Raw genomic sequence first — 16,650 nt, forward strand, 5'->3', positions numbered from 1 at the left:
ATGAAGTTTGGACAGGTTGCCGATCCTACCGGCGTTAATTTTAAGCTCCCTAAAGACGCAGCAGCAACAACGCAGGTTTTAAGCAAGGCCAAGGGTAAACAGTTTGAAGTATATGTCGGCTGCGCCAAATGGAACAAATCTGATTTAAAAAATTTCTATCCAAAAGGTACAAAAGACGAATTGCCCTATTACGCCACCCAGTTTAATTCGATTGAACTGAACGCTACTTTTTACGGCATGCCGACGGCGGAGCAGGTAATTAAATGGACCGAGAAAACGCCGGGCGACTTTAAGTTTTTTCCCAAATTAACTAATTCGATAAGCCATTTTAAGCGGCTTACAGCCGACAGCCTGCCGCTGGCCGAAACGTTTTGCAATGCGATAGCAAATTTCGAAAACAAGCTGGGCATGGCTTTTTTGCAGCTACACGACCGGTTTTCTCCAAACGAAGCCGAGAAGCTTAGCAATTTTGTCAAACATTTTCCGAAAGGTATTCCATTAGCCGTTGAAGTGAGAAATGAAGCCTGGTTTTCCGATCCGCTTCATTGGGGCGCTTTCTGCGAACTGCTTGAAAAAAATAAAATGGCGAACATAATTGTGGACACGGCCGGGCGAAGGGATATGGTTCACATGCGGCTTACGACACCCGAGGCTTTTATTCGTTTTGTGGGATGCAATGAGGAGGCGATCGATAAAAAAAGGTTGGACGACTGGATCAAACGAATCGAAAAATGGCATGAGCAGGGGCTTAAAAAACTTTACTTCTTTGTTCACCAAAATGTGGAGCTTTCCTCGCCGCTATTGTCGGCTTATTTTATTCAAAAGCTGAACAAACGGCTGGGGCTGGAACTGCATGTTCCGCAACTGCCCGCTGATGAAAAGCAAAAAAAGATGTTTTAAAGAGTTGCGAAAACAGGAGAAGTTCCGTCTAATTTACTGCAACCTCAAATCTTATGAGAAATTTATTTTGCCTGCTATTGACCTTCATCGCTTCAACTGTAGGCTTTGGCCAAACGCCGGATAAAAACACAATCGGCATTATTAAGCTCAACCTCACTTCTTTGCTAGATGAAACAACTTTTCCAACAATTAATGTTTCGCTCGAAAAGAAAATTAGTAGAACAGGCTCGTTAACATTTGAAGCAGGATATCAAATCTATTCAATAGGGAATTCGGCGGATACATCATTTGTAAATAACCGGGGCTTTAAACTCGCTTTTGAATTTCGCCATTATCTCAACCAAAAGGACGTAGCAAAGCTAACGGGCTATTATATAGCGGCAAATATTTTCCAGCGCAGTAACCAATACACGGAGGATTTAATGTACTCTCTTCAGCAAGAAAAAGATAACCCCAATCAACGATTAGAAGATGAGTTTGTAGTAAAAAAATCCGTCACCGGCTTGAATTTTGTCCTTGGAAAACAATCCAACCCTACCGCTAAGACGTGGTTAAAAAAATATAAAGGATTGTCAAAAATTTTTATCGACCCGTATATCGGATTGGGCATATTTTACCGTCAGGTAAAAAACGAAAGGAGAGAGTTTGAAGAAGGCAAACATGAGCGTTACAAGTCACGCCATCCTAATGCTTACGACATTTTCGCATCCTCCGGGTTAGCAGAGAACACTGGGTTCCGGCCGAGTCTGATTGGTGGTATCCGCCTGGGCATTATGCTTTAGAAAATCACCTCCAATTCCTTCAAATGCGTTACAACGTAAGTTGGTTTAAACCCCATTGCCACCGGGTCATGCGCGGCATCGATATGGTTGATAAACACCTGATCGAGGCCGGCTTTGTAAGCGCCAACAATGTCTGCGTCAAGGTCATCACCCAGCATGATACTTTCGCTGGCCTGCGCTTTCGTAACATGTAGCGCATAGTCGAAAATCGCCTTGTTCGGCTTCAGGCTGTTACTTCCTTCTGACGTAATTACTTTATCAAAATAGTGGTTGATCCTCGAATTGTTGATTTTATGATGCTGCACTTCTTCAAACCCGTTGGTAATCAAATGAAGTTTGTAGTTTTTATTAAGAAGGTATTCCAGTATTTCAACGGTATGCGGAAACAACACATTTCGGGTAGGCAACATTTCCAAAAACCGGCTGCTCATGGCTTCAGCCAGCGCATCATCAGCGATTTTAAAATCGAGCAAAGCCAGGCTCATCCTTTTTACACGCAGCTCCGCCTGCTTTAAAAAGCCTTTTCTGTAGCGTGCCCAAAGCTTTAGGTTATGAGCCAGGTAACTCCGGTAAAAAAGATCAAAATCGTTCACTCCGCGGCTTTCCAGGTTGAGCGTAGTATAAAGATCCTGCAAAGTAATTTTAGCATTCGTATCAAAATCCCAAAGGGTATGGTCGAGATCGAAGAATAAATGTTTATACTTCATCCGGTAAAAATAAAATACTAAATCTGAATTACAGAAATTTGTCCGGTATGTTTATTGTATAAACGAAAAGATAATAATATGAATAACGTTGTCATCACAGGCGCTTCGCGCGGCATTGGGTTTGCTATCGCGAAAGCATTTGCAAAGCAGGGTTATAATCTTCTTTTAACCTCGCGCAATGACTTTAATCTGTATAAAGCCGTCGAAACATTACAAACCCATTACGGCGAAATAACGGTTAGCGCAAAAGCCTTTGACCTGGCTGTTAAAGAACAGGCTTTATCATTTGGCGCCTGGTGCCTTGAGCAAGGCGCTCCCGCAGTGTTGGTCAATAATGCCGGCGTGTTTGAGCCGGGCAATATCGGCGACGAGCCCGATGGAGCGCTCGAAAAGCAGGTGGCTACTAACCTCTACAGCGCCTATCATGTAACCCGCGCGCTGCTTCCGGCGATGAAGCAACAGCAGTCGGGCCATATTTTTAATATTTGTTCAATCGCTTCACTACAGGCTTATCCTGGCGGCGGCGCTTACAGCATCAGCAAATATGCTTTGCATGGCTTTAGCGCAAACCTGCGCCACGAGTTAAAATCTGATCATATTAAAGTAACTTCCGTATTCCCGGGCGCGGTGTTGACGGACTCCTGGCAAGACTTTGACAACAGCAACAGCCGGATCATGGAGGCGGAAGATATTGCCGAAATGATATTGGCCGCTTCCCGGCTTTCAAAGGGCGCCTGCGTCGAAGACATCGTTTTAAGACCGCAGCAAGGCGATCTGTAAGCGGCTATTTAATTGAACACATTTGGAATGAAACAGCTGTTATCCTTTCTTTTTTTATTTATAGTTAGCAGTGCAGCCGCGCAGAACGAAGCGTATGTTTCGCTGGAAGAGCGATTAAAAAGCAATGTCTTTTTAAAAGTCGATGCCAGTAATACCGATTGTTTTGTGGGCGAGCCTATTGTTGTAACCTATAAGCTTTACAGCGCCATGCCTTCCGAATCGAACATCGTGAGAAAACCGGCTTTCGCAGGATTTGAAATAAAGGATTTGATGTCAGGCGCCGATGGCATCGCCTCCCGCGAAACGATCGACGGCATTCGGTTTGATGTTCACACCGTTTTGAAATTACAGCTCACGCCCTATAAAGCAGGCACGCTCTCTTTAGGGCCGCTCATCATGCAAAACCGCATCAGGCTGGTCGACGGCAATGGCCGAAAAGATCCTGTTTTGAATGGTGTGGAAGAAGGCTATGCGCTGGACAACGGCTATTTCAACCTTTCCATAAGTTCCGTTCCAATTCCGGTAATTGTTACGGCATTACCCCAAAATAGTCAGCGCGCGGCGAAATTTGAAGGCCTGGTGGGCGATTTTAAAATGGATGTACGGTTAAGCGAAAAAGTAGTAGCGCCGGGCAAAGCAGCCGCATTAATTATCACCATCACCGGGAAAGGCGATTTTAGTAAAATAAAACAACCGGAAATTAGCTGGCCCGACGGCGTTGAAGTTTTCGACACAAAGACTGATGAAGATCAGCCGGGTTCAAATGGTGGCGGCGGATACAAATCGTTTGAAATTCCTTTTGTGGCCAACAAGGCAGGATCTTATACCATTCCTTCCATTCAATTTTCTTTTTTTGACGCCGTCAATTACAAGTATAAAACAATTACGAATATCCCGCTCGAATTTAGCGTAATCGACGAAAGTGGCGCTGGTGGAAACGACGCTGCATCGGCAGCGCCCACGACGGATCATCAAAACATTTATCTACTCGCCGGCCTGGCTGTCGCACTGCTGCTTTTTATTATTGTTTTTATTTTTTTAAGAAAAAAGAAAAAAACCGACACGCCCACTAAAAGAAACGAAGCAAAAACCATTGGTAATAAGGAAGTCATTGTAGAAAAAAATTTGTCCGTAGAGGAGTGGCTGCAACCTGCGACAACTGCGTTACACAGCGACGGAAACACTTTCAGCATTGCGCTTAAAAAATCCGTGATCGCATTTTTGGAGCACAAATCGGGAGTGCAAGCCGGACAATTCAATCAACATCAAAGTAACCCATCTATGGCAACTGCTGGTCTTAGTGTTCAAAAACAGGAGGAAGTAAAGATTTTACTTTCAGATATTGATATGAGCATTTATAGCGGCGGTCTGCCAGACCTTACCGCGCGAAGGTCGCTTTTGCAAAGAGCAAGCGATTTGTTGAAGAAATTATGATAAGGCAAAATAATCAGGCATTTTTTACCTCCGGGTATTCCTTTCTTAGTCTCGAATCCAATACAAAAGTGCCGAACGGCAACAAGGAAGCAATGAAAGCCATGAGCGCTTTCCAAAAACTCCATTTGAAGCTGATCCAGACTTTCAAAAGATAAATGCAAAACAGTACAAACAAGACGCCATGCGCCCAACCCACATATTTTACGCCCTCGGGTATGTCGGCAAAATATTTTAGCGGCATCGCAATCAGCAGTAATAATAGATAGGAGATCCCTTCAAGGAAAGCAATCTTCATAAAGGTCTTGAGCGCTTTGATATCTTTCGCCATTTAATGCATATTTTATACTGACAAAGAAACAGTTTTAACAAAGAAAGGTTGAGCAGTACGTTAAATTATAAGTTTCTTTGAAACGCGTATAAACTTGAAGCCTTAAACAAAGCCCAGGGTTTTATAGTTTGCACCTAAAATTTTAGTCGCGTCGGCGTTTAACCAGTTTTTTAAAACCGTCGCGTACACGTCTTTAAAATCGACGTTGTATTGCAAATCCCCGTCTTTTAAACTGGCCAGGTCGGGCAAAGCATTCAGCATTCCCTTTTGTTTAAGTCCACCGCTGATTAAAAACATATTGTTGGCGGTGCCATGATCGGTGCCGTTGCTGGCATTTTGCGCCACGCGCCGTCCAAACTCAGAAAAGGTAAAAAGCAACACATCGTCCATTCGGCCATTTTTTTTCAGATCGTCGGTAAATGCTTTAACAGCGTCATTCATTTGCGTGAAAAGCCTTGTCTGTTGGGCATCCTGGCTTACATGGGTGTCAAAACTTCCCAGCGAAATATAATACACTTTTGTATTGATTTCAGAATAGATCAGCGAAGCAATGGTTTTAAAACCGTTGCCCAATTCAGTATTGGGATAAGTGGCGCCGGTAGGATGCAGGCGGCTCTGCTTAAAAATATAATCCGCAGAAGAAAGCGTTTGCGCCATTGTTTTATAAAGATATTCCACCGGCTCTTCATCGTGATGATCGCCGTGGTTTTTCATAACATCTTTGAAAAATTTTTCATTTGATGTTCCATACAATCGCCGTGGGTCTTTCACCGCAATGGCATTGCTTTGTTCGCCTTTCAGTGCCAGGCTCAATACGTCATCCACTTCAAGCGCCTGCGTGGGTTTATCGCAGCCGGCACATTGCGCGTCCAGATAACGACCGACCCAGCCCGTGTTAACATACTCGTCGCTCTTACTGGCCGAATGCCAGATATCCATGCTTCTAAAATGAGACCGGTCAGGGTTAGGATAGCCCACATTATTCAATATCGCCAGGTTTCCTTCGTCATATAGCCCTTTAAAAGCAGTCAAAGACGGATGCAACGCCACTTCATCTGTGAGCTTAGCCGCTTTTTCCATTTTAATGCTAAGGCTGGGCCGGAGTTTATAGTAAATATCATTTCTAACCGGGATAACAGTGTTGAGGCCGTCATTTCCTCCGCTTAATTGTAAAACCACCACGACTTTATTCCCCGCGGGAACAAGCGCTTTTGATTCAAATGCTTTTAAGAATTTTGGCATCATCATCGACGCTGTTGCCAGCGATCCGATTTGTAAAAATTCTTTTCTTTTTATTAGCATAACGCACTATTTTAAAGTTATCACCATCTGCCGGTCAACACATTTGATATTCCGGCAGGCTCATCATTTGAACGGTTGCTGATTTGATAAAAGCCGCTCTCGACGAAAGATCGAGGCTTTTACTTATCGTTTGTTCCACTTGTGGAGTAGACACCTGCAATATTTGTTGTCTTATTATTCCAAGCAATTGATCCCGTTCGATTTTAGCATACCTGTTGATATATTGTTCCCAGTTGATCGACGCTTCGACTGCGCCATAGACTTTTTTCTGCGGCGCAGCGGCAGGCTTCATGGGCACATTTGCCGTGCCATCCGATTTACGGCCCATCATCACATCGTCGTCTTGTTTGGGTGTTACATTCAATTCGTCTTTATCATTAAACATCTGCGGGATGCGAAGGCGCATCATCAAAGTGCTGCTGTCGATCCAGGAGCGGCCGCCCGCCCAACCTGCAACATTTGGCGGGTAAAGCAATTGTTGCCCCAGAATCTTTTGCATATTAAAGAGGGCATAGTCGTTATCGAGTTTCATAGGGATCATCCGCTGAATACCTACCAGCAACTCCACCGGCGACTTGATCCTTGTTCCGATATTTTTTTCATCGTAAAACCACTTGCTGGTAAAAATCTGTTCCATCAAAGCGGTAATGTCGTATTTGCTGTTATAGAAATCATCGGCAAGCCGCGCAATAAGCGTTTCATCAGGCTGGTCATTTACGAAAAACGTGTACAGTTTTTTCGTGATGAACTTCGCGGTTTGTGGTTGTTCTAGAATAATATTTAAAACATCGTCTCCGTTAAAATTGCCTGTTTTCCCTAAAAATGTCTTTGCGTCTTTATCATGATTGTTTTCTCTAAATACAAATTCGCCTTTACCGTTCGCCGTCCACCCGGTGAAGGCGCGCGCTGCTTCTTTCACATCGGTTTCGGTGTAGTTGCCGCGGCCTAACGTGAAAAGCTCCATGACTTCGCGCGCAAAGTTTTCATTGGGCCTTCCTTTGCGATTTTGCTGATTATTAAGAAAATACAACATAGAGGCGGAGCGCGACACTTCTCGCAACAATGTACCAAAATCGCTGAGGCCATACTTTCTGAAAACATGGAGCAACAACTGGTTGTAGAAGATATTATTGTTTCTGCTGGCAAAATGACCGTGCCAGAAAAAAGCCATTTTTTCCCTCAACTGTGCCGACGTTGTTACCATTTCTTTCAACCAGTAAAGGTTCAGGCTTCGCACCGCAGCTTGCTGCATCCGGTTGATTTCCCGGCGTTTCATCTCATCAAAATTTTTCCTTTTATTGGCATCTTGTAACTGGTCGTAAAGACTGACCAGGTTTTCATCCGCCACATTGATATATTGAGGTTCTTGCGAAGAAGCTTTCAGCAAAGCTTTAAAATATTTTTCGGGAGCATATTTGGGCAAATCGCTCAACTGTTCAACAGAAGGGCCAAAACCGGCGCGCCACATCAGGTGTTGATTTTTTAGCTGATTAGAGATTTCCATACGTCGATTTTTAAATGTGACCTGAAGCAGTAAAAAAGGTTTAAATGAACCGTGACAAGAATCGTACAAAATAACCTTGGAAACCGCTTTATTAACAGACGTTTAATGAAGCCGGCGTTTAACACCTTGTGGTGCATTAAAAAAGGCCTGCATGTTTGCAGACCTTAAAAATTTTTGTGGCCGGTTACGATTTAGCTTTCGCTTTTACGTAAGCCATCAAATCCAGCGTTTCCTGTTCTGTCAGTTTGGCTTTTTTGGCCATAGCCTGCATTAACTTTTCCTGTTCTGCAAAACTGTGATTAGGCACATGGCCGGTTTGGTCCTTATGACATTTGGTGCATTTTGCCGAACTGATGATCAGCCCGCCGGCATCAACCGATCCAACGCCGGCAGCCGTTACTGGCGCAGGTGGTGGCGGAGTAGGTGTTTTTGAAGCCTTTGGTGAACAGGCAATTACAAAGCCCGTGAATACAAAGATGGCAATAATAGTTTTCTTCATTTCAGATATTATTTGGTGATCGTTTCCTTTCCGAAATATGAATGTAACACTTTTGGCAATTCAATGCCGCGCTCCGACTGATTATTTTCGAGCAGGCAGGCCACAATTCTCGGCAGCGCCAGCGAGCTTCCGTTGAGCGAATGCAAGAGCTGTGTTTTACCATTCTCATCTTTAAACCGGATTTTCATGCGATTGGTTTGATAACTTTCAAAGTTTGAGGTGGAGCTAACTTCCAGCCACCGTTCCTGCGCGGCGCTGTACACTTCAAAATCGTAGGTCAGCGCCGAAGTGAACGACATATCTCCTCCGCAAAGCCGTAAAATACGGTAAGGCAATTCGAGCGATGCCAGAAGTTTTTCTACATGCGTCACCATTTCCTCAAGCGCTTCGTAGCTTTTCGCCGGATGCACCAATTGAACAATTTCCACTTTTTCAAACTGATGAACACGGTTCAGGCCTCTTACATCCTTACCAAAACTTCCGGCCTCTCTTCTAAAGCAGGGCGAATAAGCGGTCATCTTTACCGGTAGTTGCTCGGCCTTTAAAATTTCATCGCGATAAATATTGGTAACCGGCACTTCCGAAGTTGGAATCATATAAAAGCTGTCGGCTGGCATATGATACATTTGCCCTTCCTTGTCTGGCAGCTGGCCGGTACCGTACGCGGATGCTTCATTAACCATAAATGGCGGCAGGTATTCGGTGTAGCCGGCGTTTGTATTATAATCGAGGAAATATTGCACCAGCGCGCGTTGCAGCCTGGCTCCCGCGCCTTTATACAAGGGAAAGCCGCTGCCGGTGATTTTAGCGCCGGTTTCGAAATCCACGATATCATATTCTTTGATCAGGTCCCAGTGAGGTTTTGCACCCGCGTAAAGAGCAGGTTTTACGCCGGCCTCGCGCACTACCTCGTTGTCTTCAGCGGTGTGGCCCGCGGGCACGAGTGTTGAAGGCAGGTTGGGAATCTGAACCAGCGCTTCCTGCAGGGCCGCTTCGGTTTGACTTAGTTGCTCGGTGATTGGCTGCAGTTTAGCTTTCAATTCGGCAACTGCTTTTTTCTTTCCTTCTGCCGCCTCCTTGTCTCCTTTTGCCATCAGGCCGCCGATCTCTTTTGAAGTGCTGTTCACCAATGCCTGCGTAGTATCAAATTCGAGTTGAAGCCGCTTGCGCTCATCATCCATGGCGATCACCGAATCCACCAGCTCCATATTTTTAAAGTTTTTTACATTCAGGCGTTCTTTCACTTCCTGCACATTTTGCCTTATCACATTTACTTGTAACATGTCGAATTTGTTTTGCGCAAAAATATAATCAATTGCGCGAGCGGGCACAATTTTTTAATGAGGAGGCAGGATATAACGGTGAGTTTTTACCGCAAACAGCGAGTTGAGATGGATTATCTCTTTAACGCGTTGCTCCACATATTGTAAAATAATAATTTTGACTTCTCTAAATTAATCATTATTACAACCCTGTTTCCGGCAAATGGCGTTTTATGACTACCTTTACCATCTTGACTATTATAAACATTTCCATTGAAATTTACAGATTTTAATTTTGACGAGCGCCTCCTGGAAGGCATAGAAGCATCGAACTACCAAAACGCAACACCCATTCAGGCGCAGGTTATTCCGCATATTTTAGAGGGAAAAGACGCTATCGCCTTCGCGCAAACCGGAACCGGCAAAACGGCCGCCTTTTTGTTGCCGTTGATCAATAATGTGCTTACAAAAAATACCGGTTCCAATGGTATTAAATGTATGATCATCGTGCCCACACGCGAACTGGCGGTTCAGATTTCGCAACACCTCGAAGGGCTTTCTTATTTTACTTCGGTGAGCTCTATCGCTATTTATGGCGGTGGAGATGGCAACAACTTTGTTCAGGAGAAAAAAGCCCTTACCATGGGCGCTGAATTCGTGGTTTGCACACCCGGTAAAATGATGGTCCATATAAAAATGGGCTATGTAAAATTAGACACCCTTCAGTATCTGGTGCTTGACGAAGCCGACCGCATGCTAGACATGGGATTCTATGATGATATCATGTTTATCATCAATCACCTGCCCAAACAGCGGCAAAACCTCCTGTTTAGCGCCACCATGCCGCCAAAAATAAAAACGCTGGCGCAACGCATTTTACACAATCCGGTTGAGGTCAGCATAGCAATGAGTAAACCGCCTGAAAAGATCGTACAACAGGCTTATCTCGTTTATGACGAACAAAAAATTCCGCTGATCTTACATTTACTTCAGGAAAAGCAATATCGATCGGTGCTCATTTTTTGCAGCAATAAGCTGAATGTAAAACAACTGACGCGCGATTTAAAGAGAAAAGGCATCAAAGCCGGCGAAATTCATAGCGACCTCGAACAGATAGAACGCGAAGAAACGCTGATTCAATATAAAAGCGGCCGCCTTCCGGTACTTGTTGCAACGGATATTTTGAGCCGCGGTATCGACATTGATAATATCGACCTGGTGATCAACTTCGATGTACCGCACGACGGAGAAGATTATGTGCACCGCATCGGCCGCACCGCACGGGCCGCCGCCGAAGGAAGCGCTTTTACGTTGATCAACATGAAAGACCAGCGAAAGTTTCAATCCATCGAGCGGTTGATCGGAAGAGAAGTTTCCAAAATGAAAGTCCCCGAACAATTAGGCGCCCAGCCCGAATATAGCCCGGCCCGGCGCAACAACAACCCGGGAAATAAAAAGAAATATTTTAAAAATAAAGGAAAAAGACACCAGTAGGCAGGGCACCAAAGGGGATTTCCGTGATGGCTTTCGGGCTATGATCGAACCTGTTCGCGCCGCCCGCGCCTGAGATCCGCTTTTTTTACTTTTTAATCTTTTGTTTACCGCTTACCTTAGCGGTTATGGAAAAAAAGTTGTTTCTGTTAGATGCCTATGCCCTGGTTTTTCGGGCTTATTACGCGCTAATCCGCAGCCCCCGCATCACCAGTAAAAATAAAAACACCAACGCCCAGTTTGGTTTTACCAATACATTAGTTGAGTTGCTCAATAAGCAGAAGCCGACGCACATGGCTGTTTGTTTTGATACGCACGAACCTACTGAACGCCATACAGATTATGCGGCTTATAAAGCCAATCGGCAAGAGACGCCGGAAGATATTCTCATTGCTGTGCCCGACATCAAACGGATAATCAAAGGGTTTAATATTCCGTGCGTGGAAACGGATGGCTATGAAGCCGATGATGTTATCGGAACCCTGGCTAAAAAAGCAGCAGCCGAAGGTTACGACGTGTTTATGGTAACGCCCGATAAAGATTACGGGCAACTGGTGTCGGATAAAATAAAAATTTACAAGCCTGGTTATCAGGGCGGCGACGTAGAGATCATGGGCCCGGAAGAAGTTTGCGCCAAATGGAATATAAAGAATGTGTCGCAGGTTATCGACGTATTGGGACTGATGGGCGACGCGGTGGATAATATCCCCGGCATCGCTGGCGTAGGCGAAAAAACGGCGGCAAAGCTGTTGGCTGAATATGAAACGCTCGAAAATGTGGTGGCCCATGCGGAAACGATCAAAGGGGCGCTGGGCCGAAAAGTAGTGGAGGGAAAAGACCTGGCCATTTTATCCAAAAAACTGGCAACCATCATCACAGATGTTCCGGTTGAGTTTCATGAGGAAGAATTTAAAGTAACCGAATGGAATAAAGAAGCGCTAAGAGAAATTTTTGGAGAGCTGGAATTCCGAACCTTGGCCAAGCGCCTGTTGGGCGAGGAGCTCGAAACCGCTACAGCGGCCACATCGGCCGATAACAAAAAGAGCAGCAAAGGCTTGCAAATTGATTTGTTTGGCAATGTGATCGGCGGAGAAGCTCCTGCGCCAGCGTCCGCTACCTCAGACGAGGAGGCTGACGCACCTTCTTTTTCCAGCTTAAAAAAACTGGCTGATGTACCACATGAATATACCGCTGTTACGGAAGCCGGCGCGTTGACCGGGCTTGTACAAACGCTTGCCAGCTTTGATGAAATTTGCTTTGATACAGAAACCACGCATATCGATGCGAATCTGGCGGAGCTCGTGGGATTGAGCTTTTCGGTGAAAGCCGGCGAAGCCTACTGGGTGCCTTGCCCGCAAGACCGCGAGGCTACCGATACTATTCTTGCGCTTTTTAAACCCTTGTTTGATGATACTTCCAAAACCTGGATCGGCCAAAATCTTAAATATGATTTGCTGGTGATGAAATGGTATGGCATCGACATCAAAGGGAAACTGTTCGACACGATGCTGGCGCACTACGTGATTGAGCCCGATGGTAAGCGGAGTATGGATCAGCTCAGCACCAAATACCTGGGTTATGAGCCGATACCAATCGAGGAGCTGATTGGTAAAAAAGGCAAAGGCCAGGGAACGATGCGCGATGTTTCGCTTGAAAAAATCACAGACTACGCCGCTGAAGATGCTGATATTACCCTGCAACTCAAAGAAGTGTTTACACCACTGCTGAAAAAGAAAGAAGTGCAGCGCGTTTTTGACGAAGTGGAAAACCCATTGGTAACGGTGTTAACCGACATGGAGTTTGAAGGGGTTAAAATTGATGAAAGTTTTTTAAAAGCTTATTCGCAGGAACTTGAAAAAGACGCGATAGAAGCAGAAAAAAAAGTATTTGAAATTGCAGGCGTTCGTTTTAACCTGGCGTCGCCCAAACAATTGGGCGAAGTACTTTTTGATAAACTAAAATTAGACCCGTCAGCCAAAAAAACAAAGACGGGCCAATACCAAACCGGGGAAGATGTATTGCAAAAGCTGGCCGCCAAAGGCCATCATATTGCTGAAGAAATTATTACTTTCAGAGAACTCACCAAATTAAAATCCACGTATGTGGATGCGTTGCCCCAATTGATCAACCCGAAAACCGGCCGCGTTCACACCACTTATGGGCAAGCGGTGGCCGTAACCGGCAGGCTGGCCAGCAACAATCCAAATTTGCAGAATATCCCCGTGAGAACCGATCGCGGTAAAGAAATCAGGAAGGCTTTTATCCCCAGGGACAGCGATCACATATTACTGTCGGCCGATTATTCCCAAATTGAGCTGCGCATTGTGGCAGGCATCAGCGGCGATGAAAATATGGTTAACGCATTTAAAAGCGGCATCGACATCCACACCGCAACGGCGGCCCAGGTGTTTAATGTGGCGCCGGAAGAAGTGACCAAGGAAATGCGCTACAAAGCCAAGAGTGTCAACTTCGGCATCATTTACGGGCAGGGCGCTTTTGGCCTTGCCGATAATCTGGGCATATCGCGGACGGAAGCGAAAGCTATTATTGACAGCTATAAAAAAGAGTTCTCAGGTATTCAGCGGTATATGGACGACACGATCAATTTCGCAAGAGAGAACGGATATGTGGAGACGCTGATGGGCCGCAAACGCTGGCTAAAAGATATCAATTCCGGCAACTTTACCGTTCGCGGTTTTGCCGAAAGAAATGCGATCAACTCTCCGATACAAGGCACCGCCGCCGACATGATCAAACTCGCGATGCAAAAAGTACATCAGGCTATGAAGCAGGCAAAAATGAAAAGCAAAATGATCCTTCAGGTGCATGACGAATTGATCTTTGACGCCCGCCGCGAAGAAGTGAACGAGCTCAAACCACTGATCCTCGAAAATATGGAAGCTGCATTGCCGCTGCCTTTCGGCGTTCCGGTTATTGCGGAATGTGGTGAAGGAGAAAACTGGCTCGAGGCGCATTAATTAAAACAGAAATCAGCCTGATGAAATATTCCCTTCTGCTGATCGCGATTCTTTTATCGCTGGGTTTGAACGCGCAGCGGTTTACAGATGGTGAGCGCAAATTAATATTGAGCGGCGACACCAGCGCTATGTTACGCGTCATCCCGCTGTCGGAACCGGCAGGACAGAAAGCCCTGGTATCCATTTCGACAGATATTGGGTTTGACGATCCGCTGCTGCCATTATTAAAGAGCCGCATGTTGAAAGCTGTGTTAGACAGCAGCCGCCGCGGCGTGGGAATTGCCGCGCCACAGGTGGGCATCAACCGCAACCTGATTTGGGTGCAGCGCTTCGATAAACAAAACCAACCTTTCGAGTTTTATATTAATCCGAAAATCGTATGGCGCTCCTCTGTACTTTGCATTGGCCCGGAGGGCGATCTGTCCTTCGAAGGCCGCGGCGATGTAGTGCGTCATTTTTCGGTGATGGTTTCCTACACGGACATGCAAGGAAAGCAGCATCTTGAAGTATTGGAAGATTTTTCCGCCGTGATTTTTCAGCATGAAACGGATCATTTGTCCGGCACCCTGTTTACCGACCGGATAAAAGATCAGAAAGGCAAGAAATATGTTCCTTTTTCGCCCGTTCGAGCGAAAAATTTATTGACAGAAGAAAAAGCGGAATAAGGTTAAACGGACATTCTTTATCGGATATGTTCTATCGATAATCTTTTCGCCGAAAACTCCTGATTAGAATGAGAAAGAATTTCCCATTTTTCGATTGTTTTGCCGCCCCAATATCCGCCGTTCAGCGTCAGAATATTGTCTTTAAAACTCCAGGTTCCGTCGAAATCGGCATAGGTTAAAGGCGGGGTGCCACACCAGCTTGCATTACCGCGCACTGTAAGCCTCCCGTTAGTTTTAAGAATGTAGCCGTATTGATTTGAGGCCAATTGCGACAACTTTTCATAGGTGAACACTTCCCCGCTATAGTCTTTGGCCGTCCAGGCTCCGATAAAAGAAGCGCCCGGGCCTTCCTCTTTTTCTTCAGGAAGGACGTCGCTTTTGGAACAAGAAAACATGGTGAGTGCGCCAAAGCACACAGCAAGCAGTATTGGTATCTTTCTCATAAAAAAAACATTTATATAAATATAACGATGCGGCGTTTAAATTCGCAACAAAGGTATTCAAAATATCCGGCAGCGCTTACTGGTAAACCCTCACATAATCAATTTCCATCTTTGCCGGAAATATTTTATTGTCAACGCCCTTTTGCCCGCCCCAGTTACCGCCTACGGCAACATTCAAAATCAAATACATATTTTGGTCAAAAGGCCAGCTCTTGTAACCCTTCTTTTCATTAGCAAATGAAAAATAGGGCTGATGATCTATTGACATAATAATGGAGTCTTTTGTCCACTCGAGCCCATATATATGAAAGGCCACCGACGCATCATCCACCTTTTTCTTCGCTGTCTTTTGAGTTCCGATTACGTGGTTGTAGTTTTTACAATGTACAGAGGCGTGCACCCAGCCCCGATCGTAACCGACATGCTCCATGATATCAATTTCTCCGTCGTCGGGCCACTGCTTCATGTTTTCTGCAAGCATCCAGATAGCGGGCCAGGAGCCGGTTCCGGACGGCAGTTTGGCGCGCACTTCTATTTTTCCGTAGGTCCAGCTCTCTTTGCCACGAGTGACCAACTTAGCCGAAGTGTATTGAAACCCCAGCGTATCTTCCTTGCGCGCTTCGATAATGAGGCGTCCTTTTTCGACACGTGCATTTTTCGTTTTGCTAGTATAATATTGAAGTTCATTATTGCCCCATCCTTTGTTATTGCCGATATCAAAGTTCCATTTAGATCGATCGGGCTGGCCGGTGTAGTTAAACTCGTCAGACCAAACCAGTTTTCGGCCGGCCGCTTGCGAAAAAGACGGCCCGGCGCAAAGCAGTAAGTAAAAGGCAAACAACGGAAATTTCATGTGCGGTATTTTTTCAAAGATAATTGATCCGCGGGCCAAATTGTGGGTTTTAGAGTTTCCCCTGACATTACATATTTCTTTTATCTTCGTTTTTATGATAAAAAATGTTCTTTTCGATTTTGGCGGCGTATTGTATAACCTTGACTTTTCAAAAACCTTTGATGCATTTGAGAAGCTGGGTTTTTCTGATTTTGAGCAAATGTTTTCGCAATACAATGCCGACACCCTTTTCCAGGATTTAGAAACAGGAAAAATAACCGCCAGCGCCTTCTATAACCGGATCAAAGCGATGGCGCCGCAGCCCGTAACAGACAAGCAAATCAAAGATGCATGGAATGCGCTGCTGCTGGGGTTCCGCATGGAAAGCCTCGAATTTCTTATACAACTGAAAAGCGACTATAACCTGTATTTACTAAGCAATACCAATGTAATTCATTATGATCATTTTTCGAGCCAGCTGTTAGAACAAACCCACTACCCATCGCTCGAATCTTTCTTTACCAAAGCCTATTATTCGCAGGATATTGGTTTGAGGAAACCCGATTTGGAAACCTTTGAATTTATCATCAAGGACGCGGGCATTCAACCGGAAGAAACAGTGTTTGTTGACGATACATATTCCAATTTTCCTAATGCCGAAAAACTTGGCATGAAAATTCATTTGTTAGAACCGGGATCGCTGATTGAAAATATCGACTTTAAAAATTTTTAATTTAAAATTA

Annotated in this window: 16 protein-coding genes; 8 read left to right on the forward strand and 8 right to left on the reverse strand. The window is 45.1% G+C overall.

Translation table 11 applies throughout. From position 1 onward, the window contains the following. Both ABDK00_RS17620 and ABDK00_RS17625 read left to right on the forward strand, forming a co-directional pair. Positions 1–900, forward strand: coding sequence for a DUF72 domain-containing protein (locus tag ABDK00_RS17620; protein ID WP_346236013.1), 900 nt, complete (start codon positions 1–3; stop codon positions 898–900). Between the two features lie 53 nt (positions 901–953). Then, positions 954–1,682 (forward strand): hypothetical protein, encoded by a 729-nt coding sequence (locus tag ABDK00_RS17625; protein WP_346236012.1) that lies wholly within the window; start codon positions 954–956, stop codon positions 1,680–1,682. Here the strand turns inward: ABDK00_RS17625 and ABDK00_RS17630 are convergent. Beyond that, on the reverse strand, positions 1,679–2,389 hold the full coding sequence (locus ABDK00_RS17630; protein WP_346236011.1) for a YjjG family noncanonical pyrimidine nucleotidase: 711 nt from the start codon (positions 2,387–2,389) through the stop codon (positions 1,679–1,681). The genes ABDK00_RS17625 and ABDK00_RS17630 overlap by 4 nt on opposite strands. A gap of 78 nt (positions 2,390–2,467) precedes the next feature. On the opposite strand from ABDK00_RS17630, the gene ABDK00_RS17635 reads away from it, so the two are divergent. Continuing rightward, entirely contained in the window at positions 2,468–3,169 is a 702-nt protein-coding gene (locus ABDK00_RS17635; protein WP_346236010.1) for an SDR family oxidoreductase, read from the forward strand. A 27-nt stretch (positions 3,170–3,196) separates the two neighbouring features. Beyond that, positions 3,197–4,603, forward strand: a complete 1,407-nt coding sequence (locus tag ABDK00_RS17640; RefSeq protein ID WP_346236009.1) for a BatD family protein — start codon at positions 3,197–3,199, stop codon at positions 4,601–4,603. A 13-nt stretch (positions 4,604–4,616) separates the two neighbouring features. Here ABDK00_RS17640 and ABDK00_RS17645 read toward each other — a convergent pair whose 3' ends face one another. The 5 genes from ABDK00_RS17645 to serS all read right to left on the reverse strand — a co-directional run bounded on the left by ABDK00_RS17645 (position 4,617) and on the right by serS (position 9,519). Continuing rightward, a complete protein-coding gene (locus tag ABDK00_RS17645; protein WP_346236008.1) occupies positions 4,617–4,931 on the reverse strand; it encodes a DUF3817 domain-containing protein in 315 nt (104 codons plus the stop codon). Between the two features lie 102 nt (positions 4,932–5,033). Beyond that, positions 5,034–6,233 (reverse strand): DUF1501 domain-containing protein, encoded by a 1,200-nt coding sequence (locus tag ABDK00_RS17650; RefSeq protein ID WP_346236007.1) that lies wholly within the window; start codon positions 6,231–6,233, stop codon positions 5,034–5,036. Between the two features lie 34 nt (positions 6,234–6,267). Then, positions 6,268–7,737: a DUF1800 domain-containing protein gene (locus tag ABDK00_RS17655; RefSeq protein WP_346236006.1), complete on the reverse strand. Its 1,470-nt coding sequence runs from the start codon at positions 7,735–7,737 to the stop codon at positions 6,268–6,270. Positions 7,738–7,921: 184 nt separating this feature from the next. Further along, the gene (locus ABDK00_RS17660) at positions 7,922–8,236 is read right to left on the reverse strand and encodes a hypothetical protein (protein ID WP_346236005.1); all 315 of its coding nucleotides are present in this window, start codon (positions 8,234–8,236) and stop codon (positions 7,922–7,924) included. Positions 8,237–8,244: 8 nt separating this feature from the next. Next, positions 8,245–9,519: a serine--tRNA ligase gene (gene serS / locus ABDK00_RS17665; RefSeq protein ID WP_346236004.1), complete on the reverse strand. Its 1,275-nt coding sequence runs from the start codon at positions 9,517–9,519 to the stop codon at positions 8,245–8,247. A gap of 252 nt (positions 9,520–9,771) precedes the next feature. Between serS and ABDK00_RS17670 the strand changes: the two genes are divergently transcribed. The 3 genes from ABDK00_RS17670 to ABDK00_RS17680 all read left to right on the forward strand — a co-directional run bounded on the left by ABDK00_RS17670 (position 9,772) and on the right by ABDK00_RS17680 (position 14,632). Continuing rightward, positions 9,772–10,992, forward strand: coding sequence for a DEAD/DEAH box helicase (locus tag ABDK00_RS17670; protein WP_346236003.1), 1,221 nt, complete (start codon positions 9,772–9,774; stop codon positions 10,990–10,992). A 125-nt stretch (positions 10,993–11,117) separates the two neighbouring features. Then, positions 11,118–13,967, forward strand: a complete 2,850-nt coding sequence (polA, locus tag ABDK00_RS17675) for a DNA polymerase I (RefSeq protein WP_346236002.1) — start codon at positions 11,118–11,120, stop codon at positions 13,965–13,967. Between the two features lie 20 nt (positions 13,968–13,987). Continuing rightward, positions 13,988–14,632 carry a peptide deformylase gene (locus tag ABDK00_RS17680; protein WP_346236001.1) on the forward strand — a complete coding sequence of 215 codons (645 nt, stop codon included), beginning with the start codon at positions 13,988–13,990 and terminating at the stop codon, positions 14,630–14,632. A gap of 17 nt (positions 14,633–14,649) precedes the next feature. Here ABDK00_RS17680 and ABDK00_RS17685 read toward each other — a convergent pair whose 3' ends face one another. After that, positions 14,650–15,075, reverse strand: a complete 426-nt coding sequence (locus tag ABDK00_RS17685) for a hypothetical protein (RefSeq protein WP_346236000.1) — start codon at positions 15,073–15,075, stop codon at positions 14,650–14,652. A 76-nt stretch (positions 15,076–15,151) separates the two neighbouring features. Continuing rightward, positions 15,152–15,928: a glycoside hydrolase family 16 protein gene (locus ABDK00_RS17690; protein WP_346235999.1), complete on the reverse strand. Its 777-nt coding sequence runs from the start codon at positions 15,926–15,928 to the stop codon at positions 15,152–15,154. A gap of 94 nt (positions 15,929–16,022) precedes the next feature. Between ABDK00_RS17690 and ABDK00_RS17695 the strand changes: the two genes are divergently transcribed. Beyond that, entirely contained in the window at positions 16,023–16,640 is a 618-nt protein-coding gene (locus ABDK00_RS17695) for an HAD family phosphatase (protein WP_346235998.1), read from the forward strand. Positions 16,641–16,650 lie beyond the last annotated feature (10 nt).

It is taken from the genome of Niabella insulisoli, assembly GCF_039652435.2.
GTDB classification, from domain to species: Bacteria; Bacteroidota; Bacteroidia; order Chitinophagales; family Chitinophagaceae; genus Niabella; species Niabella insulamsoli.